Source organism: Bradyrhizobium sp. CB82, assembly GCF_029714405.1.
GTDB lineage: Bacteria > Pseudomonadota > Alphaproteobacteria > Rhizobiales > Xanthobacteraceae > Bradyrhizobium.
In genome coordinates this window covers 3,399,984-3,425,336 of record NZ_CP121650.1, presented here as the reverse complement: position 1 = coordinate 3,425,336, position 25,353 = coordinate 3,399,984, and the positions used below count along the sequence as shown (strand labels likewise).

Below are 25,353 nucleotides of genomic sequence, written 5' to 3'. Positions count from 1 at the left end.
CTACATGGCCTCGGGACGCGGCCATTACGCGATCGGTGCCAGCCATGCCGCTCTATTTCTTCCGGATCCGGAACGGGCGCTATTCGGGCTCATCCGAGCAGGCCTCCGAATTTTCCGACCGCGATGCCGCATGGAAGGAAATGACCCATGTCTGCGCCGACATGGCCGCCGGTATCGCCCGCAAGCTGCAAGAGAATTCCGAATGGCACATGGAGCTCCTGGACGAGGCCAAGCAACCCGTCTTCCGGATTCGGATCGTCGCGGAATCCTTTGATTAGAGCATGATCCGGAAAAGTGTGAAGCGGTTTTCCCTCGCGACAAACGCGGAACGCGTTTGGGCGGAGATCGTGCGCAAACAACAACCTAAAGCGCGATGACGATTCATCCTAATCTCATCGCGCTTTAGTCGCCAAGGTCAGCCGCGTCTGGTCGCCCTGCCCTCGGGCTTCCCGGCCGCCTCGCTGGCCGCCTCGCGCTGGCGCTTCCGCCGCAAATCGCTGGCGCGAACGAAGCGCGCCCCGACGTGTTCGCCATTGCGCCAGGTCAGCATGCAGATGCGGATCACCTCGCCGCCGGTCGTGAACGACAGGCCGAACACTTTCGGTACCGGCAGCGCACCGACGTCGATGGAAACGCCGTCGTCGGAGACATCGACGATCGTGCATTCGATCCACGGCGCATCGGGCGCAGGAATCAGAAATCCGGGCCTATAGAGATCGACCCGCACATGTCTGCGGGCGCCGAGGTCTTTGCGGTGCCGGGCCATGGCTCTCCCCTGGGAGAGGAGAGCCTAAACCGCAAAGCTTTGAACGGGGTTTCCGAAAAAGACTAAAAGTTGCTGCAAGCTGAAGGTCGGTCCAAAGCGGGCGGCCCTGGACCATGATCCCGTCCCGAAGGGCCGCGTCGGGGCAAGCTGCGAAGCGGTTTTCCCTTGCGACAAACGCGGAGCGCGTTTGCGCAGAGATCATGCTCAAACAACAACCTGAGACGTGATGACGATTGTTCCCAATCTCATCGCGATCTAGTCGGCGCTCGGCAGCCTCCGCATCGTGAACTCGATGTCGCCGCCAGGCAGTTCGCGCCAGCTTTCGACCTCACTCATATAGCCGGCCTTGGGATAGCGGGCGAAGAAGGCCTGCGCCTTCGCCCTCGCCGCCTCGCGCGGCAATGTGAAGGTCTCGCGCAAATAGCCGTCGCCCGCCTTGCGCCGGCGCGCCATCCGGTCGGCAAGATCCCGCGGGCGAAATACCATGTCGCAGCTCCTTCACCCCTACCGCCCCCTTGAATATAGGGACACCGGAGAGCGAAGAGGAGTCCGGCGGACAGGGACGGTCAATTGGCGGTTGGAGCGGTCTTGGTCTTCTTGGTCGCAGCAGAGGCTTTTGGCGCGGCAGCCTTGGGGGGATCGGCGCGCATGCCGCCCCAGGGATCGTTGGCCGCCTTGGCGTCCGGAATCTTCTTCAGCGTCTCCTTGTAGCGCTGGTCGCGCTCAGCGTCGGCCGCCTTCTCGTCATCGGTCTTGCCTGGCGCATCCTCCATCATATTGATGTGGGGCATTGCATTTTGCGCGTAAACCGGCCCGGCAAGCACCGCCAGCAGCGCCGCCACACGGGAAACCTTCATCACGTCACTCCTTAGTCATCGATGGTCGGTCCGGCGCGTCGTCAGCCGTGACGCCGCATGCCCGTGCGACCCGCTAGAAACGGTCCAATCTGCAGGATTTGGGCGATTGCAGCCAATCGTCCCAGATCGGTCCGCATTTGGTGCACCCGCCCAGCGCAAGGCCGACCAGGCCCAAGCAAAACACCAAGACAAATCGTCGCAACATCATCCACCCTGTTCGGAAAGCGCCGCATCATAGGGGCCGAAGTCGGGCATTTTCAAGCCAAGGAGGGGCGCCGGGGAACGAGGTGACTTTGCCGGTCCAAACCGGGCAGAATGGCCGAAACATCGGGCAACAGCGGGAAACGGAATTCATGCCAACGCAGCCAACGACAGAATTCGGCATCGAGGAGGCAAGGCGCGTGCTTGGCGACGTGTTCGCGCCTTGGGTTCAGGATCTCGGCCTGTCGGTCGAGCGCATCGACCACGAACCGCCTCCGAACGATCAGGATTGGCAGCCAGGTGCGGTGCTGCGCATGGCGTTCTCGGAGCGGCTGTGCCGCAGCGGCGGCGTGGTCTGCGGCCAGGCCCTGATGGCGCTCGCCGACACCTCCATGGTGATCGCGATCCTCGCCGCCAACCGCGGCTACCGGCCGATGACGACCGTCGACCAGACCACGCACTTCATGCGCGCGGTCTCATCATCGGACGTCTTGGCTGATGCGAAGGTGGTGCGGCTCGGACGCACCATGAGCTTCGGTCGCGTCACGCTGTTGTCCGCCATCGACCACAAGCCGGTGGCGATGGTCTCGAGCGCGTTTGCGATGCTGCCGGGCTAAAGCGCAATGAGGTCGGGATGACTCGTCATCGCACTTTGGGTTGGTTCTTTGAGCATCATCTCCGCGCAAACGCGTTCCGCATTTTGTCGCGAGGGGAAACCGTTCGCACCTTGCGCTAACGCGGCCGCGCCATAATTGATCAGCCTCCTTGCGAGGCCGCGGGAAGCGCACGCGCCCGCCGCGCACTGTCGTAAACGAAGTATGAAGCGCCCCGCAAGTACGACGTATATTGAATTTAGTTCGATGTAATTTCTGTGCCGTAATTTACGTACTCTGAGTTTTTTGGATTAACGAACATGATCGAGAAGCGTGCAGCGCAGCGACATCGGGTTTTCAAGGGTGCGACGATCTCGTTTGAAAGCCGCGGCGTTGCCTGCATGGTTCGCAATTTGTCGAGCGGAGGCGCTGCAATCGACCTCGACGGCCGCGTTTTGCTACCGCCGTCGTTCACCCTGTCGATCTCCAGCGATCAGTTCGTGCGCAAGTGCCGCACCGTGTGGCGCAACGACAAACGCCTCGGTCTTGCCTTCGAACAGTAACGCACAGGCTGTGAACCGCGGTTCGCAAAGATGCGCCTTTTGCCAGGCGACTAGACCGTCCTGCGGCGACTCACGCGCCAGCGGAAGCCGGCGATGACGAGCGCGATCGTCACGAGCACAAGCACGGCGACCGCAGCCCAGAACCGGCCGCCGGGACGATCGAGCGTGCGCGACAACAACGAGGGCGATTCCCCTGCCGGCGCCAGGCGGAACGCGACCACGCTATCGCCGATCGACGTGCCGCCCTCCGAGTGGCCGCCGGCGCCGATCGCGACATATTGCTCGCCCTTCCAGAGATAAGTCATGGGATTGGCAACGCCGGGCACAGGCAGCCGGCCCTGCCACAGCTCGCGTCCGCTGCGCGCATCGAAGGCGCGCAGATAAGCATCCATCGCGCCGGTGAAGACGAGACCGCCCGCAGTGATCGCGACGCCATTGACGAGCGGCGTGCCCCACGGAAACGGCAGGCCGAGCGGCGCGAGATCCTCGGTGGTGCCGACCGTGGAGCGCCAGAGGATCTTGCCGGCCTTGAGGTCGACCGCGACCATCTCGCCCCATGGCGGCTTGACGCAGATCAGCCCCATCGGGGACATCACCACTGAACGCGACATCGCAAAAGGCGCGCCATTCTGCTGGCCGAAATCATGGCCCGGCGGCGGGTTGAAGCCGGCCGCATCCGCACGCGGGATCAGCTTGATGAGGTGCGCAACCCGGCTGGTGTTGGCATAGAGGATCTGGTTGACTGGATCGAACGCCGCGCTGCCCCAGTTCACGCCGCCGCCGGTGAACGGAAACTCCAGCGTACCTTGCGTCGAGGGCGGCGTGAACAGGCCCTCATTGTGTGCCGTTGCGAACTGCTGTTTGCAGGCGGAGCCCATGCCGGGGATCAGCGAGAAAGTATCGTCCGCCGAGATCGTCTGCTGCGTCAGCGCCGGCACATGGGTCGGGAACGGCTGCGTCGGCGACAGTTTTTCGCCCTCGGCCGCGCTTTGCGGAACGCTGCGCTCCTCGACCGGCCACACCGGCTCGCCGTTGTCGCGGTCGAGCACGAAGACGAACCCGTGCTTCGTCGGCTGGATCACGACGTCGCGCTGACCTTCGCCGGTATCGATGCGCGCGAGCGTCGGCTGCGCCGGCAGATCGTAATCCCAGAGATCATGATGCACGATCTGGAACGACCATGCGAGCTCGCCGGTCTCGATGCGCAGAGCGACGACCGAATTGGCGTGCTCGTTGTTGCCGGGACGTTTGCCGCCCCAGAAATCCGGCGAGGGCGAAGTCGTCGGCAAGAACACCAGTCCGCGTGCCTCGTCCACCGACATCGGTGCCCAGACATTGGCGTGACCGGCCTCGATGCGGTCACGCTTCAGAGGCTCAAAGCTCCAGCGCGGCTGGCCGCTGCGCGCGTCGAAGGCGCGCACAGTGCCCGCCGGCGCGTTGACGCGCCGGTTGTCGCCGATCGCAGAACCCACCACGACGACGCCGCGCCCGACCGCGGGCGGCGAGGTGATCTGGAATTCGCCGGGCCATTCCAGCTTCATGCCGACGTCGATTCTGACCTCGCCCTTGTCACCGAAACCGGCACAGGGAATTCCGGTCTTCGCGTCGAGCGCGATCAGGCGGGCATCGTTGGTGCCCGTGAAGATGCGGGCGCGGCACGAAGCATCCGCCGGCGCCTGGTCATCGACCCAATAGCTGACGCCGCGGCAGACGAAGCGGTTTGCGGGGCGATAGTCGGTGCTGATTTTCGGATTGTAGCGCCACTTCTCGGCACCCGTACCGGGATCGAGCGCGATCACCTCGTTGAAGGGCGAGCAGAAGATCAGGCTGTCCTCGACGAACAGCGGCGTCGCTTCGAATTTCGTGCGCTTCATCACCTCGGGCGGACGCGTGACGAGATCGCCGGTGTGATATTCGAAGGCGCGAACGAGATTGCCGACATTGTCGGGCGTGATCTCGTTCAGCGTCGAGAACTTTAGACCGCCGGGATCGCCGCCCCAAGAACTCCAGCCCGCGTTCCAGCCGGCATCCGAACCGAACGCCGGTGCAGTCGCGAGCATCAGGATGGCGAGCAAGCCGCCTGGTCGGCGCAGGCGGATCATAGGCGCAGGTCCGGCACTATTTCGGCTTCCTGGCGGGCTCGGACTGGCGCGCGCCGCCCCACGGGTCGTATTTCTCCTTGGGATCAGGAATGCGCTCGAGGGCGGCCTTGTACGCCTTCTCGTCAACCTCGGGGGCCTTCTTCTCGGTCTTGGGACCGTCATTGCCGTGGCGTCGGCCGCCCATTTGGGCCTGCGCAGGCGCGGCAACGACCGCGAGCACTGTCACCGCGACGACAACAATCCTCATGCGTCAATCCCCCCACCTGGCGTATCAGCCTAACCTGCATTGCCTTATTGGCAAATCCCCGCTCCCGCTCAGCAAATATTGATCGGTAGGGACTTCGATCGGCCGCGTTCGCACCTATTTGTGGTTGCGCAGGGGATCTTCACGGATGCTACGAATCATTGCTCATGCGGCACTGCTCGCTGGCGCGCTGGCGCTCGGCGCGTGCGGCTTTGCTGACAGCCGCGCGCCGGTGCCCGAGTTCATGCGCATGAAAGACGCCGAGCGGCCACCTCCCGAACCCCCGCCCGACGTCAAGAAGATCGTTCGCGAGCAGCTGGAGGTTGTTTTCACGGCGGCGTCATATCCGCGCGAGGTGCAGGTCGCCCCGCCCCATCACGAGGTCCGCGGGCTGGGGTGGACGTCCTGCGTGCGCGCGCAGCTCACATCGGCAACCGGCACCGCGCTCGGCACCCAGACCTACATCGTGACCATCAGCGCCGACAAGGTCGTCGACCGGCGCCGCGCAGAAGCCGACGACATCTGCGGATCCGAAACCTATGAGCCGATTTAGGGGGAACGGCCCGTCTTCCGCCCGGACAAGAGGAGTTCCCGGGAACATCAGTCATGTTCAGGGGAAAAACCCGCAAAGGCCCCCGGAACGAATGCGCGCCCCCATTCTTGTCACCCCGAGGGCAGTTGCCACGGAGGAGACTGATGCGGACAACGATGATTGGACTGCTGGCGGGCGTCGGGGCCCTGGCCGCGACGGGAGCCGCGAAGGCTGCCGATATCTACACGACCAGCGAATACACCAATCCCGATCTCGTGCAGCAGGTGCGCCTCGTCTGCGACGACGCCGGCCGCTGCTGGCGCACCCATAACGGCGCGCGCGTGATCGTCCGCGATTCCTACGGCTACATGCCGCGCGACCGTTACTATGAGCGACGCACCTATCGCGACTGGGACGAACCGCGCGCGGGCGTCGGCATTCGCGCGCCGGGCGTCAGTGTCGGCGTGGGTGTCGGCGACGATCGCTGGTAGTTCCATCCAGCCTGGAGATCGAGGGGACCGCATGGCGATGGCCGTGCGGTCCCCCTCTCGTAAAACGGTCTCAGGCAGCAACCGTCTGCTGCTGGCGCGAGGCGCCTCGGTGTGAAAGCCGATACAGCCGTCACAATGCGCGGCAACGCCGAGCGCGAGCGCAATCAGCTCCTTGGTTTTCTTGTCGAGCGCGCCATCCCGCGTCGCGGCCTGCGCGAGATCATGATCGCCAGGTGGACCGGCAGCGCCTGGGTGCTCTATTTCGCCGATGCGCCGACGCTGGTGAAGATCTCGCCACGTTCCAGGCACCCTTCATCGCCTATCTCTGGATCGGCATTCTCACCGCCACCATGCAAGCTGGCCGTCGAGGTCGGACAGGACCAGACCCGCGAAGTCAGGATGTCGGTGCAGGTCGATCCGGTCCGCGTTCCGCAGACGGCGGTGGGTATCGAGATCAGGATCACGGATCGCGCCAATGGCGAAAGCGCAAGCACGCGCGACCATTTTGTGCCGGCCGACCAGTAACGAGGCGACATCCGGCGGACTGCGCCGGATGGTCAACGGATCGTTAACACTACCGTTCGAATTGGCGGCTCGCGCCAACGGTATCTTCCAATCTTTGCGCTAAAGCATGAGCTGACGCGGTCCGGGCTTCGGCGCGGCCGGCGTCGACGAGGAACGGCGGGACGTGGTCGATATCGCACATCGAGCTGCGATCAAGGGCGCATCGGCAAGCGATGCCACGCCTCCGCGCGCCCGCAACCTCTCCGATACCGCACCGCTCGTCCCGCTCGTGTCAGTTGACCTCAGGCAATGGCAGGCTCTCAGCGCGCGGGCGATCGAGCCGAACGGCTATTATCTGCCGCCCTGGGAGCTCGCCGTCAGCGCGACCGCCCGGGGCCGCACCGGCGCAATGGCGCTATGCGCGGTCGATACGTCGACGCAACTGATCGGGCTGATGCCGGTCGTCTCGCTATGGCGCGCCTTGAAAATCCCTCTCCCCGCGCTGGCGAGCGCGCATCCCTACGGCACGCTGTGCAGTCCATTGCTTGATCGTGACACCGCTAGCGAAGCCGCAGCGCGCCTGCTCGATCAGGCGCGGGAAGCCGGCGCCCACGCCTTGATCCTGCGCGACGTCGCGCTCGATGGTGCGGCGATGAGGTCGCTGGCTGCGATCTTGACCAGCAACGGTTTGAAGCCGAGCGTGCTGAGCTCGTACATGCGCGCCAGTCTCGATGCGACGCAGGATGGCGATACGCTGCTGCGCGCGGCACTTGGGGCGAAGAAGCTCAAGGAGCTTCGGCGCCAGCGGCACCGGCTCGAAGAGCATGGTCCGGTCATGTTCGACGTCGCTCGCACGCCTGACACGGTCAAAGCAGCGCTCGAAGCGTTCCTGCAGCTCGAGGCGAGCGGCTGGAAAGGCAAGCGCGGCACTGCCCTGATCCAGCACGCAGGCGATGCCACCTTCATTCGCCGCGCCGCGCCCGCGCTCGCCGAAACCGGCCAATGCGAGATCATCAACCTGCGCGCCGGGACAACGCCGGTTGCCGCCGGCCTCGTGCTGCGCCACCGCGACCGCGCCTTCTTCTTCAAGCTGGGGATCGACGAGCGTTTTACGAAATATTCGCCGGGCATGCAGCTCACGCTCGACCTGACCCGTCATCTCTGTGCCGATCCAGCCATCGCAAGCGCCGATTCCACGGCAAGCGCCGACCACCCGATGATCAATCCGGTCTGGCGCGGCCGCTTTGCAATCGGCGATGTGCTGATTCCGCTGCGGCGGAATGATCCGGTGGTGGCGCTGATCAAAGCGGCACTGGTCGCGCGCACCGCGGCGCTGGACGCCGCACGGGCAGCGCTTCACTTGCTCCGCAAGTAGAACGACTACTCCGCTGCCTGCGCGTTGATCTCCTCCGACACCTGGCGGATGGCGCGGGCGAGCAGGTTCGGATCCTGGGCGCCGGAGACGGCGTATTTCTGCGCGAAGACATAGGTCGGCACGCCCGAAATGCCTTTCTCGGCAGCGTCCTGCGCCTGGGCCGAGATCAGGGCGACGTCCTCGTCGGAGGCGAGCCGTCGTCGCACGTCGTCCGCACTGAGCCCGACATCGGCCGCCGCCTGCACCAGCACGTTCACATCGGTGAGATCGCCGCCGTCGCGGAAATAGAGCTCCATCAGCCGCTGCTTCATCTCAGGCGCCTTGCCGGCAGCCTCCGCCCAGTGGATCAGGCGGTGGCAGTCGATGGTGTTGGGCTGGCGCTGCACGAGATCGGGCCGATAGGTGAGGCCCTCCTCGCTCGCGGCCGCGACGACGCGGCCGGCGATGCCCTTATAGGCCTCGACCGAGCCGAATTTCTTGGTCAGATACGCCTCGCGGCTGATGCCCTCGCGGGGCACCCAGGGATTGAGGAAGAACGGGCGGAAGTTGAGCTCGACCGGCACGTCCGGCACCAGCGCCAGCGCATTCTCGATCCGGCGCTTGCCGATATAGCACCAGGGGCACACCACGTCGGAGACCACGTCGATCTGAAGTGGCTTCAGCGTGCTCATGTTAGGTGAGCTCATGGCAATCTCCTTCGGCGGACTTTTGGTTCCGCCGGAAGATAAGCTGAACGCGCCCCGAGGCAAGGGCGCTAGCCCATTTTGGCCGCCATCTGCTTCAGCCGCTCTGCCGTGCGCTCATCCGCCGGGAAGAACGTCTCCAGCGCCAGCTCCGACAGCGTGATATCGACGGGCGTGCCGAACACCATGGTGGTGGAGAAGAAACTTAGTATCTCGCCCTCATGGCGCAGCTTGAAGGGGATCGCGACGCTGTCGCCCGAGAGCGGCGTGGTGCGTGCCGGAATCGGATAGCTCTTCAGATCGTTGTAGAGCTTGATCAATTCAGGATCGGCGGTCGCCTCGCATTGCCGGTGCAGCCGCTCGAGCAGATGCCCGCACCATTCAGCGAGGTTGACGGTACGCGGCGCCAGCGCCTCGGGATGGAACGCGAGCCGCAGCACGTTGAAGGGCTGGCCGAGCAGCCGCTGCGGGATGCCATCGAGCAGCGGCGCCACCATGCGGTTGGCGGAGACCAGGTTCCAGTGCCGGTCATAGGCGAGTGCCGGGTTTGGCTCATGCGCCCTAAGTACGAGGTCGATCGCCTGGCGGGCTGACTTCAAGGCGGGATCCTCCAGCGGACGCTGCGGAAAGGCCGGCGCGTAGCCGGCGGAAACCAAGAGCACGTTGCGTTCGCGCAAGGGAACATCGAGCCGCTCGGCGAGCTTCAGCACCATCTCGCGCGAAGGCATCGCGCGGCCGGTCTCGACGAAGCTCAAATGCCGCGCCGAGATTTCCGCTTCGCCCGCGAGATCGAGCTGGCTCATGCGGCGGCGCTGCCGCCATTCGCGCAAGTGATCGCCGATATGGATGGGCTGGGCGCGCTCGGCTCGCGCCGCGGATGCGTGTGCGTTCATGGTCGAAAACCTAGCACGCGGATTTCGTCCCTTCCATTACGTCGGAGGTAATCGAATTGCTCCGCCGGGCAGCTCATCTTCGCAGACGACAGGAGATGACCATGATCGCGCTACTTCTCTATCGGACCGTTGCCGACACCCTGCTGCCCTGGTCACTGAAGTTTGCAACCCGCATGCTCGCGCGCAGCCTGAACATGCCGGAACCGCTGGTGCATTCGACCGGCGACTTCGTCGTCGCGCAGGTGCTGGCGTTCGAGCACAGCGTCGGAAAAAGCCTCTGCCCGTTCCGTCTTGCACGCATCATTCGCGCCTTCTGGCGCGGCCTGCACTGATCTTCACCCCGAAGCCCACAGAAGGAGAACGACCATGATCTTCGCATCCACCTTCCTGCGCCGCGCCTTGCTCGCCGACGCGATCTTCAGCGGTATCTCGGCCGTCGGCCTCACGTTCGGCGCCGGCGTCTTCGCAACCCTCTTCAATCTGCCCGAGGCGCTGCTGCGGGAGACCGGCCTGTTCCTGATCGCCTATGCCGCACTGGTCGGATGGCTCGCCTCGCGCAGCTCGGTGCCGAGAGCGCTCGTCATCCTCGTCGTGGTCGGCAACGCCGCCTGGACGGTGGCGAGCATCGCACTGTTGTTCTCCGGTGCGGTGTCGCCGAACCTTGCCGGCGAGCTGATGGTTGTCGCGCAGGCGATCGCGACCGGCGTGTTCGCGGAGTTGCAGTATGTGGGGTTGCGGAGGAGCACGAGCGCTGTGACGGCGTGACGTTGCGTTACCAATCGCTGTCGTCGCCCGGCTCGACCGGGCGACCCAGTATTCCAGAGGCAGCGGACGTATGCGGAGAAGCCGCGGCGTACTGGACGCCGCAACCTGCGCGGGGCACGACCGCGGAGATTGGCGCCTACGCCCGCGCGCGGCCGTTGGACTTGCCGTTGACGTGCTTGCCGTTGACGTGCTTGCCGTTGAGCTTCTTCGTTTTCGCACCCGCCTTCTGCGCCTTGCGCTCGGCGCGCGCCTTCACCTTGGCCCGCTCGACCCGCGCCTCGGCGCGGAGCTTCTTGCGTTTCTTCTCACAAGATTGGCACTTGCAGCCGATCGGCTTCAGATAGGCTTTGAAGTAGTCGGTGCCGTAGTCGTAGTTGATCTCGTCACCGGGCTCGATGTTCTTGATCGCCCGGATGAAGACCTTGCGCTCGCGCGGGCGCACGTCGGATTCCGCATTCGGCCGGCAGGAATGGTTGATGTAGCGGGCGACGTTCTTGCGCACCGAGCCGTCGATGGTCCAGCGGCCGTTGAGCTCAAACAGATATTTGTTCTCGATGTCGTCCTGCTCGGGAATCCGCGAGTCCAGGATCGGTCCGAAATAGCGGATGATCCGGGTACCCTTCTTGATCGGTTTGGTGGCGAAGAGGCCGAGTCCGGTCTTGGAGCGGCCGACGCGATAGGGCTTGTTCGAAGAGATGGCTGGCATGATCAGACGGATACGACAAACACGAACGAAGGGCCTGCCCAGCAGGCGAAGGCGCTCTTCTAGAACGATTCCGCGCTCCTGTCAGGTGTTTCCCACCCCCGTTTGAACCTTCCCCACAACGAACGCGCCCGATTTTGAGCGAGTTCCGACGTAGGACGCAGGTCTGTCCCGGCGAGGCCGGCCAGCGAGTTCGCACGCGACACTGCCGACCAATATGCGCGCGGGTTCAGTGCGGCTCGAAGGCAGACCGAGCTCGCGACGCGTCAGGGCTTGGCGGCGCCACTCTCGATAGGCTGCTTCCCCGTCACCGTCGACTTCAGGATGGCCTCCAGAAGCAGTTCGGCCGTGGTGCCTTTGGGCAGCCGCTCCAGAATGTCCACGAGGCGGCCGTCGAGCAGCAGCATGGTGAAGCCGTGCACCATCGACCAGGCGCGCGCGATCGCGGCAGCCTGGTCAAGCGTCATGGTATCGCGGCTGATCTGCTCCTGCCGCATCGCGCCGATGGCGTTGGCGAGCCCCGCGAAGGAGGCCTCCGCGGCTTCGTGCAGCGAGGGCCTGGAATAATCGAGCCGCTCGGTGCGGAACATGATGCCGTACATGCCGGGATGGGCCTGCGCATAGGCGACATAGGCCTTGGGTCGCGCCAGCGCCCGCTCGAGTGGGGTCGTCGCGGCATCGCAGGCCGAGGCCATCGCCGCATTGAACTGGCGGAAGCCGACCGCAGCGAGTTCGCTGACGAGACCGGTGAGATCGCCGAAATGATGGGTCGGCGCGGCATGCGACACACCAGCCTCGCGCGCCACCGCACGCAGCGTCAGGCCGGCGAGCCCCTCGCGCTCCAGCACGCTTTCCGCCGCCTTCAGCAGCGCCTCGCGCAGCGCCCCGTGGTGATAGGGCGTCTCGGCCTTTGCACTCGCGGCACGGCGCGACCGCTTCCTCGCGGCGGATGACGGCGATTTTCCGGGGCGAGTGCGGCGGATTGTTTCGGTCTTGGCCATGAGTGGGGTTATATGACGCGATTTTGACAGTGTAAAGATTTCGCTTGACCGAAGCTTGAAGCAACAATAGTCTATCTTTACGATGTAAAGATCGGGAGTATCCGCAGTGCAGCAGGACATGTTCAGCCAGGTGCCGGCCAATCGCGCGCCGATCCCGTTCGAAGCCGACGCGCCGTTCCTGAAGATCGTCGGCGAATTGCCCCGCGAACTCAACGGCACCCTCTATCGCAACGGCCCCAATCCGCAGTTCGAATCTCCCGGCGCACACTGGTTCGTCGGCGACGGCATGCTGCACGCCTTCCGTCTCGAGAACGGCCGCGCGAGCTATCGCAACCGCTGGGTCCGCACGCCGAAATGGCAGGCCGAGCACGATGCCGGCCGCGCGCTGTTCGGCGGCTTCGGCCGCAAGCTGCCTGATGCGCCAGCAAGCGCGACCGACGGCGGCGTCGCCAACACCAACGTCATCTTCCACGCCGGCAAGCTGCTCGCACTCGAGGAAGGCCATCTGCCGACCGAGATCGAGCCGGACACGCTCGCCACGCGTGGCTACTGCAACTACCAGGGCCGCGTCGCGGGGCCCTTCAATGCACATCCGAAGATCGATCCCGTGACCGGCGAGATGGTGTTCTTCGGCTACAATGCGAGCGGCCCGCTCACGCCACCCTGTCCTACGGCGCGATCGACGCTAGCGGCAAGGCGACGCGCTTTACGCGTTTCGAGGCGCCCTATGCCAGCATGGTGCACGACTTCATCGTCACCGAGAACCACGTGCTGTTTCCGATCCTGCCCATCACCGGCAGCATGGAGCGTGCGATGAAGGGCCAGCCGCCCTACGCCTGGGAGCCTGAGAAAGGTGCCTATGTCGGCGTGATGAAGCGCAACGGCTCGCCGGATGACATCGTCTGGTTCCGCGCTGAAGCCTGCTACGTCTTCCACGTCATGAACGCCTGGGAAGACGGCAACCGCATCATCGCCGACGTCATGCAGTTCGAGGAGGCGCCGCTGTTTCCGCATCCCGACGGTAGGTCGACGAACCCCGAGAAATCGTTCGCGCGGCATTGCCGCTGGACCTTCGATCTCACCGGGAATACCGACCGCTTCCAGCAGACTTATCTCGACGATCTCACCGGCGAATTCCCGCGCGTCGATGACCGGCGCGCAGGTTCGAAGACCAGCCACGGCTGGTACGCCTGCGCCAATCCAAAACTGCCGATGTTCACCGCGCTGTCCGGCATCGCGCACGTCAACGGTGCGGGAAATCGCCTCGGCCAATATCTGCTGCCGGCCGGCGACAGCATTTCAGAACCGGTGTTCGTCGAGCGAGGCAAGGATGCCGCGGAAGCTGACGGCTGGCTGCTCGCAGTGGTCTGGCGCGCCCGCGAGAACCGCAGCGATCTCGCCGTGTTCAACGCCACTGATATCGAGGCCGGCCCCGTCGCGCTCGTTCAGCTCGGTCACCGGGTGCCCGACGGTTTTCATGGCAACTGGGTGGGTGCGGCGTAAGACCTTCCGTTATTCGGGGCGGAGCGAAGCGACGAGCTATGATGCGCAATTGCGCATCTGAGAATCATGTTACCGCGCGCCGCGTGAAGGATTCCGGGCTCGCGCCAGGTGGCGCGCCCCGGAAGGACACTGCGCTTCGAAGCTGCCGAGAATCTCGCCGAGGAACCTCACATGCACATGCCGGCCATCACCGCGTTCTATCTCGCCATCCTCGCCCTGATCTACGCCGTCCTCGCGCTGCAAGTGGTCGGGCTGAGGCGGAGCAACAAGGCCGCCTTCAGCGATGGCGGCAACATGAGCTTGCGCAACGCAATCCGCGCCCATGGCAACTTCATGGAATATGTGCCGATCATCACGCTGATGGTGGCCCTGATCGAGATGTCGGGCGCCTCCGCACTGCGCATTCACTTCTTCATGGGCGCACTCGTGCTGTCGCGGTTGCTGCATCCGATCGGCATGTACGCCGCGCCGAACTCGCTACGGTTTCAGATCGGTCGCGTCGGCGGCATTTTCATCACCATCGGCCTGTTGATCGCATGCGCGCTGACGATCCTGTCGCGGCTGCCGCTGGGCGATTTCGCCGAAAAGATATCATCGCAAGCCATTGCAGCAATTCATTTTTTACAAGTCATTCACATCATTTTGACACTGTAAAGATTTCGCTTGACCCCGCCCTTGGTCTGAATTATTCATCTTTACACTGTAAAGATCGGCTCGATCGAGGCGGCTCATGACACTCTTCCTGATCCTTGCCCCCTACGGCGCCTTTGGCTTCCTGATGTTCCTGGCATCGGCAAAGGTCAGCGTGATCACGGCCTCCGCGATATGCCTTGTCACCATCGCGATCGATGTGGGGCGCGGCCGCTCGGTGAAGATCCTCGCCGCCGGATCGGCGATCCTGTTCGCCGGCATCGGCGTCTATCTCACGCTCGTCGATCCCACGCTGAGCGCGCTGCCGGTGAAGGTCTCGGTCGATGCCGGCATCTTCATCATCTCGCTCGGCTCGATGCTGCTCCGCCGCCCCTTCACGCTGCAATATGCCCTCGAAGAAGTCCCCGCCGAGACGGCGGCGATGCCGGGCTTCCTGCGCGCCAACTACACGATCACCGCCGCTTGGACCGCGGCCGCGCTGTTGATGATGGTCTCCAACATCGTGCTGCTCTACGTGCCCGGCCTGCCGATCTGGTCGAGTCTTGCCGTGGCGATCGCCGCCCGCAACAGCGCACTTTATTTCACGAAATGGTATCCTAAGCACCGCAGGATCAAGTACGGCTCGCCCGCCGTGCTGCCCAACTCCTAACCGACAGGACCGACGATGAAGGACGTATTCGCCCGCCTCGCCTCCGATTTCCTCTCGATCATCGTCTTCCTGGTCATCTATCTCGCAACCGACAACATCATCCTGGCAACGTCGTTGGCGATTGCGGGAGCGATCGCGCAGGTGATCTATGCCCGCGTCAAGGGCAACTCGCTCGGCTACATGACCTATGCCTCGCTCGCACTGGTCATCGTGCTGGGGAGCGTCACCATTCTCACCCAGGATCCGCGTTTCGTGCTGGCAAAACCCTCGATCGCCCATTTCGCGATCGGCGCGATCATGCTCAAGCGCGGCTGGATGCTGCGCTACATGCCGGCACGCGTGACCGGCGTCATTCCGGAATATGTCACCGCCGCAGGCTACGCCTGGGCCGCGCTGATGTTCGCGCTCGGCGCCGGCACCATCGCGGTTGCTGCGACCGGCGATCTCAAACTGTGGGCGTTCTACGTCTCGGTCGTCGCGGTCGGCGCCAAGGTCGCGGCCTTCGCCATCCAATACGTGATCTTCCGCATCGTCATCACCGGGCGCCTGCGCGCCGCCGCCCGCGCCTGAATGCGGCGAAGAGAGCGTTAGGCAGCGGCTTTGAGTTGGGCTATACGCTCAACTCTGGACGGAACGCGCAACGCGGGCTCATCGCGACAGCTTAGGGAGACGGGAATGGCTGTGGACGGCAACTGGAATCTGACCATGACGACGCCAATGGGTGAGCGCCAGGCGACGCTGAGCCTGACGAGCTCGGGCGGCACGCTCACGGGCACGCAGGGCGCGGAAGGCAACACCGCCGAGATCTTCGACGGCGCGGTCAGCGGCGATTCCGTCAACTGGAAGGTTTCGATCACCAACCCGATGCCGCTGACGCTCGAATTCATCGGGACGGTCTCCGGCAACAGCATGAGCGGTGAGATGGGCATCGGCCCGATGGGCAACTTTCCCTTCACCGGCACGCGGGCCTAACCGCTCTCTTCACCCATGCATGCTCTCCGCTTCCTCGCTGCGACGGTCTGTCCGGCGCAGCAGCAACGGAGCGCGATGCAGCTGACCAAGAACCGCGGTGGAGCGCGCGAGCCGCGCTAGCCTCTGTTCGGCAACAGATCAGCCGCGACGATCTTTCCTTGACTTCTTTCCGCGTGCGCCCTTCGCATGCCATGCGCTTGCCTGGTGCGGTTGGCCGGCGTGGCCGAGCTTGTTCCGGTGCTTCTTTTTCTTCCCGAGTTCCGGCTCGCTAGAGCCTGATGAGATTAAGTTCGATAGCCTGAATTTTTGAGGTAGTTGGCGCATTCCTCTGAGGTGAAGGCATCCAGTGCGTGGCCGATTGCGGTGCAGACGGCCTCGACGGTTCGCGCGGCAGCTTTACGGAGCAAGTGCTTAAGCTTGGCAAAGACCTGTTCGATCGGGTTCAGGTCGGGCGAGTATTTTGGCAGGAAGAAGAGTTTGGCGCCGACCGAGCGGATGAGCTGGCGAACCGCTTTGCTCCTGTGGCTGCCGAGGTTATCCAAGACGACGATGTCACCGGGCTGAAGGGCGGCAGGAGGACCTTCTCGACATAGGTGCGGAAGCTCACGCCATCGATCGGCCCCTCGATGAACCATGGCGCATCGATCCGGTCATGGCGCAGGGCCGCCAGGAAGGTCATGGTCTTCCAGCGGCCGTGGGGGACCTTGGCGTGAAGTCTGCTCCCGCGCGGCGCCCATCCCCGCAAGGGCGCCATATCGGTCCGGGTCCAGGTCTCGTCGATGAAGACCAGCCGTTCAGCTTCGACGCGACCTTGATACTTTGCCCACTGGGCTCGCCGCCGCGCCACGTCGGGACGATCGCGTTCGCCAGCCGCCACGCTTTTTTTTGAAGCTGAGCTTCTCGGCATGCACGAAGTCCCACACCGAGTGGTAGTCGACCTTCAGGCCACGGTCGGCAAGCTCGGCAACGAGACCGCGTATCGTGAAATCGCCGTCCTTGATCCGTTGTGACAGCCAGACCGCGTGCTCGCCCGAAATTGCCTTCGGCTTGTAGCCGCCGATCTGGCCAGGCTCGACGCTGCCGGTCTCATCGACCCGCTTCATCCAACCGATGGCCGTGCTGATCGCCACTCCAAACTGCTTGGCGGCCTGATTGCGGGACATCCCGCTCTCAATTGCCGCCACTACACGCTTGCGAAGATCCAGAGAATACGGCTTGCCCATCCCATGCTGGCCTCCTGCCCAGCCAGCATGGTGAATCAGACGCGGACTGATTTGGGAATCCCAAATCGACTCAGACTAATCCCATCCCGCTTTAGCGAATTTCGACCCGCTGTCGCCGTGCGGCTTGCCCCGTTGCTTACCGGTTGTCGCATCACCGGAATAGTCGCTGCGAGGCGCACTGTGATTGTTATCGCTCGCCTCGCGCCGGGGCGCGTGTGTGCGCTTGTCCGAGGGCGTCTGGCCCTGGAGAGCATCAGCCATCGGCTCGATGCGTATGCTGTCCTCCTTGTTCGGACGCCGGATCTTGACGGCGAAGGATTCCGCGACCCGCTCGGAAATCTCGAACTCGGTGGTGGTGTCCATAATCCGGATGGCGCCGATGTCACGGTTGTCGATGCCGCCGCGACGGCAAATCATCGGTAAGAGCCAGCGTGCCTCCGCGTTCTTTCTTCGTCCGATAGCGGCGCAGAACCATACGCTGGCCTCCGCCATGCCGTGACGCGACAATGACTTTCCCGGCTTCGATCGGGGTCCGGCGGGGCGGTCATCGCCGCGCGAGGTTCTCGCGTTGTCTCGACCGCGCCCGTCGCGTGGCCGCCCGCTAGCCTCACCGAGATCGAGAATGTCTTCGGGCGAAGGAAGCCGCGCGCGGTACAGACGCGCGAGCGCCACGGCGATATCCTCAGGCGACCGCTCGGCGAGCAACGCCCGCGCCAGGACCAGATCGTCGGAGGTCGCCTCCTCGGTGAACACCGCATCCTTCAGCATGCGTTCATGATCGAGCTTGCGGATCTCATCCGCCTGCGGAGCTGTACCCCAGACAGCGTCGGTGCCGGACAGATTCAGCAGCAGTTCCGCACGCCGTCGTCGTGCGGGTGGCACCAGCAGGACGCTGACACCCTTCCGGCCCGCACGGCCGGTGCGACCCGAGCGATGCTGCATGACCTCCGCGTCATTCGGCAGATCCGCATGAACGACGAGGTCGAGGCTCGGCAGATCGATGCCGCGCGCCGCCACGTCGGTCGCCACGCAGACGCGGGAACGTCCATCCCGCAACGCCTGCAGAGCCTGGGTTCGCTCGTTCTGCGTCAACTCGCCGGAGAGCGCGACCACGGAAAAACCGCGCTCGAGCAGCGCCGCCTGCAAATGCCTGACAGCATCTCTCGTGTTGCAAAACACCAGTGCGCTCGGCGACTCGAAAAAGCGCAAGACGTTGACGACCGCGTGCTCGACGTCGCCAGGAGCGATCCGGATGGCGCGGTACTCGATATCGGCATGACCGCCTTCGTCGCCGGCGACCTCGATCCGAAACGCCTGTTGCTGATACTGCTTTGCCAGCGCAACGATGCCACGCGGAAAGGTCGCCGAAAACAGCAACGTGCGGCGCGTGTCCGGCGTGGTCTCGAGGATGAATTCCATGTCCTCGCGAAAACCGAGATTGAGCATCTCATCGGCCTCGTCGAGAACGACGGTCTTCAATTCCGAGATGTCGAGATGGCCGCGCCGCAAGTGATCGCTCAATCGGCCGGGCGTCCCGACCACGATGTGGGCGCCGGCCGCAAGCTCGCGCTGTTCGCGGCGCGGATCCATGCCGCCGACACAGGAGACGACGCGCCCCTCGGCATGTTGATAGAGCCATGCGAGCTCGCGATGGACCTGCAAGGCGAGCTCACGGGTTGGCGCGACGATCAAGGCAAGCGGTGCGGCAGCCCGCTCGAGGCGCTCCAAGCTGCCGAGCAGATTCTTTGCAATGGCGAGCCCGTAAGCAACGGTCTTGCCGGAGCCGGTCTGGGCCGAAACGAGAAGGTCGCGGTCAACAGCTTCGTCCGCAAGCACGGCGATCTGAACAGGGGTCGGCCTTTCATAGTTGCGCTCGGCGAGAGCGCGAGCGAGCGGCGGACTTGTGGTCGGGAATGACACGAGATGAATAGCCTTGGTTGGTTCAGGCAGCGATGGTCCGGCCGAACGACTCGAAGCCGGCAGTCCGGCCGACGGCGCGGCCGCACGCGCGGCGACTTGTATCCGTTGCGAACTCTTCCGAGGACCCAAAGCGCAATGAGATTGAGATGAATCGTCATCGCGCTTTAGGTTGTTGTTTGAGCATGATCTCCTTCGCAAACGCCTTCCGCGTTTGTCGCGAGGGCAAACCGCTGCACACTTTGCGCGAACGCGGCCCTGCGGGTCCGGATCATGCTCTAGCCCAGATTCAACTCCTTGAAGAAGTCGTTGCCCTTGTCATCGATGATGATGAACGCCGGGAAATCGACCACTTCGATGCGCCAGATCGCTTCCATGCCGAGCTCGGGATATTCGAGCACCTCGACCTTCTTGATGCAGTGCTCGGCGAGGTTCGCCGCGGCACCGCCGATCGAGCCGAGATAGAAGCCGCCGTATTTCTTGCAGGCCTCGCGCACGGCCGGCGCGCGGTTGCCCTTGGCGACCATCACCATCGAGCCGCCTGCGGCCTGGAACTGGTCGACGAAGGAATCCATGCGGCCCGCCGTGGTCGGGCCGAACGCACCGGAGGCGTAGCCCTCGGGCGTTTTCGCAGGACCCGCGTAGTAGACCGGATGGTTCTTGAAATAATCCGGCAGTGGCTCGCCCTTCTCGAGCCGCGCGCGCAGCTTGGCGTGCGCAGAGTCGCGCGCCACGATCATGGTGCCGGTCATCGACACCCGCGTCTTGATCGGATGCTTCGACAACGTCGCGAGGATGTCCTTCATCGGCTGGTTGAGGTCGATCTTGACGACCTCGCCGCCGAGTGTCTGCTCGACCTGCGGCAGATATTGCGCGGGGTTATGCTCGAGCTCCTCGAGATAGATGCCGTCCCTGGTGATCTTGCCGAGCACTTGGCGGTCGGCCGAGCAGGACACCCCTAACCCGATCGGCAGCGAAGCGCCATGGCGCGGCATGCGGATCACGCGCACGTCGTGGCAGAAATACTTGCCGCCGAACTGCGCGCCGACGCCGAGCGACTGCGTCATCTTGTGGATTTCCTGCTCCATCTCGACGTCGCGGAATGCGTTGCCGTCGGGCGAGCCGTGCGTCGGCAGCGCGTCGAGATAGCGGGCGGAGGCGAGCTTTACCGTCTTCATGCAGAGCTCAGCCGAGGTGCCGCCGATCACGATCGCGAGGTGATAGGGCGGGCACGCGGCGGTGCCGAGCGTCAGCACCTTCTCCTTCAGGAAAGCAAGCAGCCGGTCCTTGGTCAGCACCGAGGGGGTTGCCTGGAACAGGAAGCTCTTGTTGGCGCTTCCGCCGCCCTTCGCCATGAACATGAACTTGTAGGCGTCGTCACCCTCGGCATAGATCTCGCACTGCGCCGGCATGTTGTTGGCGGTGTTCTTCTCCTCATACATCGACAGCGGTGCGACCTGCGAGTAGCGCAGGTTGCGGCGCAGGTAAGCGTCGCGCGCGCCTTCCGACAACGCCGCCTCGTCCTCGCCGTCGGTGATGACGTTGCAGCCTTTCTTGCCCATGATGATCGCGGTGCCGGTGTCCTGGCACATCGGCAGCACGCCGCCGGCCGCGATGTTGGCATTCTTCAGGAAGTCGAGCGCGACGAACTTGTCGTTCGGGCTGGCCTCACCGTCCTCCAGGATCGCGCGGAGCTGCTTCAGATGCCCCGGCCGCAGATAGTGGTTGATCTCGCCGAAGGCAGCCTCCGAAAGCGCCCGCAGCGCCTCCCGCGACACCACCAGCATGTCCTTGCCCAGAACCTTTTCGACCCGCACGCCCTCGCTGGAAATCTTCTTGTAGGGTGTCTCATCCTTGCCCAGCGGAAACAGCGGGGTGTGCTTGTAGGGCGGGACGGGCTGGGACTGATCGGGAAAGGCGGTGGGAGCGTTCATGAGGTGGATCTCGGGTTCTGGGGCTCTCTTGCAGGCCCCTGGCATAGAGGCGTTCTAAGCGCATTTTCGGCGCAAAAGGAAGGGAGCTCTGAGCCGTCCGGCCATCCCGATTCGCTGTCCTGGCCTCGGTCGTTCCAGACGCCATCGTGCGGCGGTCACGTTCAGCGCCCCCGCACGACAATGCCGGGTTGCACCCCTTGCGCTTCGGTCCCGCCGACTGTTGAATGCCCGCCCGAAGGGGCTTTTCATCATGACATTGAACTTGAACGTCCGTGGCGCCACCCTGCTTGCCGCCGCAATTACCGGCCTTGCCGTCCTCGCCTCCCCTGCCCGTGCGGACCAATGCGACGACATTGCAAAGCAGCTCGCGAGCGGCATCGACGGGCTGAAGGTCAACTTCAAGGCCGCCAATATCATCTACCTCACCCAGCCGGCGGCGAAGGAATTGTCGCTCGGCTGTCGCGCCCAGGGTCAGACCTATTCCAACGAGCTCTACGCCAAGGGCGACCGCCGGCCGACGCCGCAGTTCTATGATCTGGTCGCCTCGGCGGCGGCGATCATCTTCACGCTGCCGAAGGACGACACCACGACCGGTGCGACGCGCTGCCTGAAGCGCATGGGCATTTTGCGCGGCGACAAGGTGACGATGCGCTACAAGCGGCTGAACATGGAGTGCACGCGCACCAGGACCGAAGCCTCGATCGCGATCACGCGGCCGAAGGAAGAATAGGCGGAGGCGTAGTCTTCTGCTTGCTTAGTCACAACGCCGGCTCCACAAACTCCGTCATTGCGAGCGAAGCGAAGCAATCCAGACTGCAGCCGCGGTGGGATTCTGGATTGCTTCGCTGCGCTCGCAATGACGGGGAGAGAGCGGTCTCTTGCTGACGCGCTCTCAATTGCGGTGACAAAAGCCACCGTCATGAGCCGCGCGCACGAAAATCCCTCGCATTTTAACGATCCGCTTCACGGAAGCTTCGGCTCCCGCGGATCATGCTCGCGTGTTTCAATCTGTGAGGATTTGCGGATGAGTGTTTCCAGCGTTACGCCGCCCCCGATCGCGATCGTGGTGCCGAACTACGACACGACCAAGCAACAGGACGACCAGACCCAGGCCAACGATTCCGATTCCAGCTATCAGCCGCCGCCGGCTCCGCCGCTGCCGCCGGGCCAGGGCACGCGGATCGATCAGTACGCCTAACTCTCGCTCGCCTTAAAGCCGCATCTTTGCCAGATAGCGGCTCTAGCATCATGTGCGAACTGCAACGGAAACGCGCATGATCGCAAGACTGCTCTTGCAGAACTCGATTGTCGTCGTCGCGATGGGCTCGCTGCTGTTTGCGGGCGCTGGCACGCTCGATTGGCGTGGTAGCTTTAGGCGTCGAGCTCCTTGTAGCGACGGAAGATGCCCTGCTCGTTGAAGGGAATGCGGCGCTCACTTGCGAGATAGGCCTTGATGTTCGGCCGCGCCGCGACGCGGTCGCGCAGCGCGACGAGGCCGGGGATCTCCTTCTCGAACGCGCGCATGCGCTTTGGAAACGCATAGCGCAGGCCGTCGACGATCTGGAACAGCGACAAATCGGCGTAGGTCAGCCTGCGGCTGGTGACATAGACGCCGCCATTGGCATCGAGAAGCTGTTCGAAATAGCCGAGATATTTTGGCACGCGCTCCTTCCAGAACTCGGCCGTGCGCTTCTTCGCAGCCGGCCGTGCGTCCTCGTAGTAGAGCGACGGCCCGAGCGGATGATGGGTATCGTGGATCTCCAGCACGAAATCGGCGATCGTCAGCTGGAGCTGGTGCACCCACAATCTGCCTGCTTCGGTCTTCGGAGCAAGGCCGTGGCGGCTACCTAGATAAAGCAGGATGTTGGCGGTCTGGCCGATGACGAGCTTGCCGGCTTTCAGGAACGGCGGCGCAAAGGGCGGCGTGCCGCCATGCGCATCCATCAGCTTCATCATCGCAGCCGTGCCGCGGGGCCCGCGCGCCACGTCGACATAGGTCGCCCCCGCCTCCTCCAGCGCCAGGCGCACATATTCGCCGCGGCCCTGGATTTCGGGCCAGTAATAAAGCTCGTATTTCATGAAGGAGTCCCGTGAGAATCCGGGACAAGTCTAGCACGCGATGCCAGTTCCGTCGTTGGCGAGACGAAACCCTGCCACCGCATTCCCGTCATTTGCGAGCGAAGCGAAGCAATCCAGACTGTCATCGCGGAACGGATCTGGATTGCTTCGTCGCGGAGCCTGTCATCCGGCCCGCCGAAGGCGGGACCGGGTGGCTCCTCGCAATGACGGGCGAGAGAGCCGGCCTCAGTTCGCCGCGAAACAGTAGAGCAGCCCGTCGCCGCCGGTGCTCTTCAGGTCGGCTTGCGAGCAGCCACCGTCGGACCCGCGCGACAGATGCGAGCTATTCCACGATTTCGAGGCCTCGTCGTCGCGCAGGCCCCGACGATCGAGATGGCCGACCATCGCGGCCCCTTGCGTGCTCGACGTCCAGTTCTTGCAGGTGCGGTCATCCGGACCGGGAAAGGCGGTGCCATCAGGTTGCGATCCCGTGAGGACGTCATGCCGGTTCGGCTGGTCGCCAATACCGTTGATCCCCTCGCCCTTCTCATTCAGAGCAGTCTGCTTGGTGAGATTGTTGGTCGGGCTATGCAGGTCGGCAACGTCCTTTGCGATGACGGCACCCTTCGCATTCTGCCACGGCCCCTTTCCGATGCGGTCGCGCGCATTGACGGCCGGCTTGCCGTCGGCGGCCTGTGTCGAAAGATACGCGTGCCAGGTCTTGGTACCGGCGCCGGCGGACTGGGCGAGCTTCTGGCATTGCGCATCGGCACCATCGAGGCCACCGAGATCGGCGCCCTTGCCGGGCCCGTTGGAGGTGACGAAGAAGGTCATGTCGGCCGATTGCGCCTGCGCAGGCGGCGCCGCGAGCAAGGCGAGCGCAGCCACGGCGAACGCGAGGCCTGGGGATGTCGTCGGTCTTTCGAAACGGGTCATCGTTTCCTCCGGTTAGGATCGTATTTGGGCCGCCGCCTGACTCGAACCCAAGGCACGCCGCATTATTCCGTCGGCGTGGCGTGAAGTTGCCCGAACAAAAAAGGCGCCGTGCCGGAGCACGACGCCCTTGTTCCCTCATTTGCTGGCGATCAATTGGCCTGCTGGATCGCCGACAGTTCCCAGTTGCTGCCGGGCCGGCGCGCGAAGGTCCAGACCTCCGTGACCTCGCTCGGCTGCTCGCTGCCGGCGACGATCGCGCCGGTGTTGCGATCGACCGTCTTGTCGGTCAGCGCAAAGCGCATCGCGACGGTCGCATAATCGGTCACGTCCTCGCGCCAGGCTTCGGCCAGGTCGCCCTGCAACAGTTTCACGTTGGAAACCTTGTTGACGACGTTGCGGGCGCGGTTCTCTGCCAGATCCTTCTCGAAATAGGCGACCATCTCCGGCGTCGCCAGCGTGTGCAGTTTTGCAACGTCCTCGTTCGACCAGGCGGTCTGGATGTCGCCGAGCAGGCGCTCGAAGCTTTCGTAGTCGGCTGGCTGGATCTCCAGCGGAGCGTTGTTGGCGCCGAGCCCGAAACCAAGTCCGCTACGATAGCTCGGCTGCGGTCCGCTGCCTGCACCAGCGCCGGCATAGGCCGCCTGCGACATGTGACGGCGCTGCCACCATGACATCGCCATCCGCACCAGGAACACCACCAGCACGATCTGGAGGATCAGGCCGAGGATCGATGACAGGCCGCCCAACCCACCGAACAGGCCGCCGCCGAACAACAACCCGAACAGGCCGGCGCCGATGAAGCCCGCGGCGAGCCCGCGCAGCATGCTGCCGCCCGGACGGTTGAACATGCCGCCGCCTATCGGCGCGGTCGAGTTCGCGCCTGGCTGGCTATAGGTGCGGTTAAAGGGTGTGGCCGTGCCCGGTGCGGTCGAGGTTGACGGCGGCGCGGAGAAGGTCCGCGAACCGCGCGAGCCCGACGAGAAACCGCCACCGACGCGGGCGTCGGCGGAGGTGATCGCGAGCGCGGTCGGCAGCGCGAGCGCAAGCACGACGGCAATCGCCTTCACGAGACTGCGGCTACGTAACGAGAAATTCATGTGCGTTTCCCAAATCCCCGGCATGGGGAGGTGCGATTAAGATGGGCAGTGGAACGCAAAAGTGAAGCCGGTTTCGGAACCTGCGGCTGCGGCCCTCGGTCGCGGAGCGGTGCTCTATTACCACTTGTCTATCGAATCGT

General features: G+C 64.1%; 28 protein-coding genes and 3 pseudogenes. 15 read left to right on the top strand and 16 right to left on the bottom strand.

Annotated elements, in window-relative coordinates; translation table 11 throughout:
• Positions 1 to 44: 44 nt before the first annotated feature.
• The gene (locus tag QA640_RS16350) at positions 45 to 278 is read left to right on the top strand and encodes a hypothetical protein (RefSeq protein WP_283041626.1); all 234 of its coding nucleotides are present in this window, start codon (positions 45 to 47) and stop codon (positions 276 to 278) included.
• A gap of 137 nt (positions 279 to 415) precedes the next feature.
• On the opposite strand, the gene QA640_RS16345 is transcribed toward QA640_RS16350, so the two are convergent.
• The 3 genes from QA640_RS16345 to QA640_RS16335 all read right to left on the bottom strand — a co-directional run bounded on the left by QA640_RS16345 (position 416) and on the right by QA640_RS16335 (position 1,623).
• Entirely contained in the window at positions 416 to 766 is a 351-nt protein-coding gene (locus QA640_RS16345) for a hypothetical protein (RefSeq protein WP_283041625.1), read from the bottom strand.
• Positions 767 to 1,021: 255 nt separating this feature from the next.
• Positions 1,022 to 1,252: a hypothetical protein gene (locus QA640_RS16340; protein ID WP_027526271.1), complete on the bottom strand. Its 231-nt coding sequence runs from the start codon at positions 1,250 to 1,252 to the stop codon at positions 1,022 to 1,024.
• Positions 1,253 to 1,332: 80 nt separating this feature from the next.
• Entirely contained in the window at positions 1,333 to 1,623 is a 291-nt protein-coding gene (locus QA640_RS16335) for a hypothetical protein (protein ID WP_283041624.1), read from the bottom strand.
• A 353-nt stretch (positions 1,624 to 1,976) separates the two neighbouring features.
• Here QA640_RS16335 and QA640_RS16330 point away from each other — a divergent pair, with 353 nt between their 5' ends.
• Entirely contained in the window at positions 1,977 to 2,441 is a 465-nt protein-coding gene (locus tag QA640_RS16330; protein WP_283041623.1) for a PaaI family thioesterase, read from the top strand.
• Between the two features lie 296 nt (positions 2,442 to 2,737).
• Positions 2,738 to 2,980 (top strand): PilZ domain-containing protein, encoded by a 243-nt coding sequence (locus QA640_RS16325; protein ID WP_283041622.1) that lies wholly within the window; start codon positions 2,738 to 2,740, stop codon positions 2,978 to 2,980.
• 50 nt (positions 2,981 to 3,030) lie between these two features.
• Here QA640_RS16325 and QA640_RS16320 read toward each other — a convergent pair whose 3' ends face one another.
• Entirely contained in the window at positions 3,031 to 5,040 is a 2,010-nt protein-coding gene (locus tag QA640_RS16320; protein WP_283042809.1) for a pyrroloquinoline quinone-dependent dehydrogenase, read from the bottom strand.
• Between the two features lie 58 nt (positions 5,041 to 5,098).
• Entirely contained in the window at positions 5,099 to 5,329 is a 231-nt protein-coding gene (locus QA640_RS16315; protein ID WP_283041621.1) for a hypothetical protein, read from the bottom strand.
• Between the two features lie 145 nt (positions 5,330 to 5,474).
• Between QA640_RS16315 and QA640_RS16310 the strand changes: the two genes are divergently transcribed.
• Together QA640_RS16310 and QA640_RS16305 are read left to right on the top strand one after the other, a co-directional pair.
• Positions 5,475 to 5,879, top strand: a complete 405-nt coding sequence (locus tag QA640_RS16310; RefSeq protein ID WP_283041620.1) for a hypothetical protein — start codon at positions 5,475 to 5,477, stop codon at positions 5,877 to 5,879.
• A gap of 143 nt (positions 5,880 to 6,022) precedes the next feature.
• Positions 6,023 to 6,349, top strand: coding sequence for a hypothetical protein (locus QA640_RS16305; protein WP_283041619.1), 327 nt, complete (start codon positions 6,023 to 6,025; stop codon positions 6,347 to 6,349).
• Positions 6,350 to 6,451: 102 nt separating this feature from the next.
• Here the strand turns inward: QA640_RS16305 and QA640_RS16300 are convergent.
• Positions 6,452 to 6,568: pseudogene (locus QA640_RS16300) on the bottom strand (carboxymuconolactone decarboxylase family protein); the annotation flags it as partial.
• Positions 6,569 to 7,037: 469 nt separating this feature from the next.
• Between QA640_RS16300 and QA640_RS16295 the strand changes: the two are divergent.
• Entirely contained in the window at positions 7,038 to 8,228 is a 1,191-nt protein-coding gene (locus QA640_RS16295; RefSeq protein ID WP_283041618.1) for a GNAT family N-acetyltransferase, read from the top strand.
• A gap of 5 nt (positions 8,229 to 8,233) precedes the next feature.
• Here QA640_RS16295 and QA640_RS16290 read toward each other — a convergent pair whose 3' ends face one another.
• On the bottom strand, positions 8,234 to 8,899 hold the full coding sequence (locus QA640_RS16290) for a DsbA family oxidoreductase (protein WP_283042808.1): 666 nt from the start codon (positions 8,897 to 8,899) through the stop codon (positions 8,234 to 8,236).
• 83 nt (positions 8,900 to 8,982) lie between these two features.
• A complete protein-coding gene (locus tag QA640_RS16285) occupies positions 8,983 to 9,804 on the bottom strand; it encodes a helix-turn-helix transcriptional regulator (protein WP_283041617.1) in 822 nt (273 codons plus the stop codon).
• 101 nt (positions 9,805 to 9,905) lie between these two features.
• On the opposite strand from QA640_RS16285, the gene QA640_RS16280 reads away from it, so the two are divergent.
• Together QA640_RS16280 and QA640_RS16275 are read left to right on the top strand one after the other, a co-directional pair.
• On the top strand, positions 9,906 to 10,136 hold the full coding sequence (locus QA640_RS16280) for a hypothetical protein (RefSeq protein WP_283041616.1): 231 nt from the start codon (positions 9,906 to 9,908) through the stop codon (positions 10,134 to 10,136).
• Positions 10,137 to 10,170: 34 nt separating this feature from the next.
• Complete coding sequence (locus tag QA640_RS16275) at positions 10,171 to 10,569, top strand: hypothetical protein (protein ID WP_283041615.1); 399 nt, start codon at positions 10,171 to 10,173, stop codon at positions 10,567 to 10,569.
• 136 nt (positions 10,570 to 10,705) lie between these two features.
• Here the strand turns inward: QA640_RS16275 and QA640_RS16270 are convergent, their stop codons facing one another.
• A complete protein-coding gene (locus tag QA640_RS16270) occupies positions 10,706 to 11,275 on the bottom strand; it encodes an SET domain-containing protein (protein ID WP_283041614.1) in 570 nt (189 codons plus the stop codon).
• 263 nt (positions 11,276 to 11,538) lie between these two features.
• Positions 11,539 to 12,273 (bottom strand): TetR/AcrR family transcriptional regulator, encoded by a 735-nt coding sequence (locus QA640_RS16265; RefSeq protein ID WP_283041613.1) that lies wholly within the window; start codon positions 12,271 to 12,273, stop codon positions 11,539 to 11,541.
• Positions 12,274 to 12,391: 118 nt separating this feature from the next.
• On the opposite strand from QA640_RS16265, the pseudogene QA640_RS16260 reads away from it, so the two are divergent.
• The 5 genes and pseudogenes from QA640_RS16260 to QA640_RS16240 all read left to right on the top strand — a co-directional run bounded on the left by QA640_RS16260 (position 12,392) and on the right by QA640_RS16240 (position 16,048).
• A pseudogene (locus tag QA640_RS16260) lies at positions 12,392 to 13,776 on the top strand (carotenoid oxygenase family protein).
• 171 nt (positions 13,777 to 13,947) lie between these two features.
• Complete coding sequence (locus tag QA640_RS16255) at positions 13,948 to 14,430, top strand: MAPEG family protein (RefSeq protein ID WP_283041612.1); 483 nt, start codon at positions 13,948 to 13,950, stop codon at positions 14,428 to 14,430.
• A gap of 76 nt (positions 14,431 to 14,506) precedes the next feature.
• A complete protein-coding gene (locus QA640_RS16250; protein ID WP_283041611.1) occupies positions 14,507 to 15,076 on the top strand; it encodes a hypothetical protein in 570 nt (189 codons plus the stop codon).
• A 15-nt stretch (positions 15,077 to 15,091) separates the two neighbouring features.
• Positions 15,092 to 15,646: a septation protein IspZ gene (locus QA640_RS16245; RefSeq protein WP_283041610.1), complete on the top strand. Its 555-nt coding sequence runs from the start codon at positions 15,092 to 15,094 to the stop codon at positions 15,644 to 15,646.
• Positions 15,647 to 15,751: 105 nt separating this feature from the next.
• Entirely contained in the window at positions 15,752 to 16,048 is a 297-nt protein-coding gene (locus QA640_RS16240) for a hypothetical protein (RefSeq protein WP_283041609.1), read from the top strand.
• Positions 16,049 to 16,332: 284 nt separating this feature from the next.
• On the opposite strand, the pseudogene QA640_RS16235 reads toward QA640_RS16240, so the two are convergent.
• The 3 genes and pseudogenes from QA640_RS16235 to QA640_RS16225 form a co-directional block, all read right to left on the bottom strand.
• A pseudogene (locus QA640_RS16235) lies at positions 16,333 to 17,271 on the bottom strand (IS630 family transposase).
• Between the two features lie 75 nt (positions 17,272 to 17,346).
• A complete protein-coding gene (locus QA640_RS16230; RefSeq protein ID WP_283041608.1) occupies positions 17,347 to 19,191 on the bottom strand; it encodes a DEAD/DEAH box helicase in 1,845 nt (614 codons plus the stop codon).
• A 275-nt stretch (positions 19,192 to 19,466) separates the two neighbouring features.
• Positions 19,467 to 21,122 carry a fumarate hydratase gene (locus QA640_RS16225; protein WP_283041607.1) on the bottom strand — a complete coding sequence of 552 codons (1,656 nt, stop codon included), beginning with the start codon at positions 21,120 to 21,122 and terminating at the stop codon, positions 19,467 to 19,469.
• 250 nt (positions 21,123 to 21,372) lie between these two features.
• Here QA640_RS16225 and QA640_RS16220 point away from each other — a divergent pair, with 250 nt between their 5' ends.
• Both QA640_RS16220 and QA640_RS16215 read left to right on the top strand, forming a co-directional pair.
• Positions 21,373 to 21,852 carry a hypothetical protein gene (locus QA640_RS16220; RefSeq protein ID WP_283041606.1) on the top strand — a complete coding sequence of 160 codons (480 nt, stop codon included), beginning with the start codon at positions 21,373 to 21,375 and terminating at the stop codon, positions 21,850 to 21,852.
• Positions 21,853 to 22,146: 294 nt separating this feature from the next.
• Positions 22,147 to 22,320 (top strand): hypothetical protein, encoded by a 174-nt coding sequence (locus tag QA640_RS16215; protein ID WP_283041605.1) that lies wholly within the window; start codon positions 22,147 to 22,149, stop codon positions 22,318 to 22,320.
• Between the two features lie 173 nt (positions 22,321 to 22,493).
• On the opposite strand, the gene QA640_RS16210 is transcribed toward QA640_RS16215, so the two are convergent.
• The 3 genes from QA640_RS16210 to QA640_RS16200 all read right to left on the bottom strand — a co-directional run bounded on the left by QA640_RS16210 (position 22,494) and on the right by QA640_RS16200 (position 25,237).
• The gene (locus tag QA640_RS16210) at positions 22,494 to 23,201 is read right to left on the bottom strand and encodes a glutathione S-transferase (RefSeq protein ID WP_283041604.1); all 708 of its coding nucleotides are present in this window, start codon (positions 23,199 to 23,201) and stop codon (positions 22,494 to 22,496) included.
• 225 nt (positions 23,202 to 23,426) lie between these two features.
• Positions 23,427 to 24,116, bottom strand: a complete 690-nt coding sequence (locus QA640_RS16205) for a lectin (RefSeq protein ID WP_283041603.1) — start codon at positions 24,114 to 24,116, stop codon at positions 23,427 to 23,429.
• Between the two features lie 149 nt (positions 24,117 to 24,265).
• Positions 24,266 to 25,237 (bottom strand): TIM44-like domain-containing protein, encoded by a 972-nt coding sequence (locus QA640_RS16200; RefSeq protein WP_283041602.1) that lies wholly within the window; start codon positions 25,235 to 25,237, stop codon positions 24,266 to 24,268.
• Positions 25,238 to 25,353: the final 116 nt, after the last annotated feature.

Bases quoted from the DNA above. Each gene is read 5' to 3' on its own strand.
- QA640_RS16250 (WP_283041611.1), top strand. From the start codon at position 14,507: ATGACACTCTTCCTGATCCTTGCCCCCTACGGCGCCTTTGGCTTCCTG.
- QA640_RS16210 (WP_283041604.1), bottom strand. From the start codon at position 23,201: ATGAAATACGAGCTTTATTACTGGCCCGAAATCCAGGGCCGCGGCGAA.
- QA640_RS16285 (WP_283041617.1), bottom strand. From the start codon at position 9,804: ATGAACGCACACGCATCCGCGGCGCGAGCCGAGCGCGCCCAGCCCATC.
- QA640_RS16350 (WP_283041626.1), top strand. From the start codon at position 45: ATGCCGCTCTATTTCTTCCGGATCCGGAACGGGCGCTATTCGGGCTCA.
- QA640_RS16315 (WP_283041621.1), bottom strand. From the start codon at position 5,329: ATGAGGATTGTTGTCGTCGCGGTGACAGTGCTCGCGGTCGTTGCCGCG.
- QA640_RS16255 (WP_283041612.1), top strand. From the start codon at position 13,948: ATGCACATGCCGGCCATCACCGCGTTCTATCTCGCCATCCTCGCCCTG.
- QA640_RS16290 (WP_283042808.1), bottom strand. From the start codon at position 8,899: ATGAGCACGCTGAAGCCACTTCAGATCGACGTGGTCTCCGACGTGGTG.
- QA640_RS16240 (WP_283041609.1), top strand. From the start codon at position 15,752: ATGGCTGTGGACGGCAACTGGAATCTGACCATGACGACGCCAATGGGT.
- QA640_RS16225 (WP_283041607.1), bottom strand. From the start codon at position 21,122: ATGAACGCTCCCACCGCCTTTCCCGATCAGTCCCAGCCCGTCCCGCCC.
- QA640_RS16265 (WP_283041613.1), bottom strand. From the start codon at position 12,273: ATGGCCAAGACCGAAACAATCCGCCGCACTCGCCCCGGAAAATCGCCG.
- QA640_RS16275 (WP_283041615.1), top strand. From the start codon at position 10,171: ATGATCTTCGCATCCACCTTCCTGCGCCGCGCCTTGCTCGCCGACGCG.
- QA640_RS16325 (WP_283041622.1), top strand. From the start codon at position 2,738: ATGATCGAGAAGCGTGCAGCGCAGCGACATCGGGTTTTCAAGGGTGCG.
- QA640_RS16200 (WP_283041602.1), bottom strand. From the start codon at position 25,237: ATGCCGGGGATTTGGGAAACGCACATGAATTTCTCGTTACGTAGCCGC.
- QA640_RS16345 (WP_283041625.1), bottom strand. From the start codon at position 766: ATGGCCCGGCACCGCAAAGACCTCGGCGCCCGCAGACATGTGCGGGTC.
- QA640_RS16320 (WP_283042809.1), bottom strand. From the start codon at position 5,040: ATGCTCGCGACTGCACCGGCGTTCGGTTCGGATGCCGGCTGGAACGCG.
- QA640_RS16335 (WP_283041624.1), bottom strand. From the start codon at position 1,623: ATGAAGGTTTCCCGTGTGGCGGCGCTGCTGGCGGTGCTTGCCGGGCCG.
- QA640_RS16280 (WP_283041616.1), top strand. From the start codon at position 9,906: ATGATCGCGCTACTTCTCTATCGGACCGTTGCCGACACCCTGCTGCCC.
- QA640_RS16330 (WP_283041623.1), top strand. From the start codon at position 1,977: ATGCCAACGCAGCCAACGACAGAATTCGGCATCGAGGAGGCAAGGCGC.
- QA640_RS16305 (WP_283041619.1), top strand. From the start codon at position 6,023: ATGCGGACAACGATGATTGGACTGCTGGCGGGCGTCGGGGCCCTGGCC.
- QA640_RS16215 (WP_283041605.1), top strand. From the start codon at position 22,147: ATGAGTGTTTCCAGCGTTACGCCGCCCCCGATCGCGATCGTGGTGCCG.
- QA640_RS16310 (WP_283041620.1), top strand. From the start codon at position 5,475: ATGCTACGAATCATTGCTCATGCGGCACTGCTCGCTGGCGCGCTGGCG.
- QA640_RS16205 (WP_283041603.1), bottom strand. From the start codon at position 24,116: ATGACCCGTTTCGAAAGACCGACGACATCCCCAGGCCTCGCGTTCGCC.
- QA640_RS16270 (WP_283041614.1), bottom strand. From the start codon at position 11,275: ATGCCAGCCATCTCTTCGAACAAGCCCTATCGCGTCGGCCGCTCCAAG.
- QA640_RS16220 (WP_283041606.1), top strand. From the start codon at position 21,373: ATGACATTGAACTTGAACGTCCGTGGCGCCACCCTGCTTGCCGCCGCA.
- QA640_RS16340 (WP_027526271.1), bottom strand. From the start codon at position 1,252: ATGGTATTTCGCCCGCGGGATCTTGCCGACCGGATGGCGCGCCGGCGC.
- QA640_RS16245 (WP_283041610.1), top strand. From the start codon at position 15,092: ATGAAGGACGTATTCGCCCGCCTCGCCTCCGATTTCCTCTCGATCATC.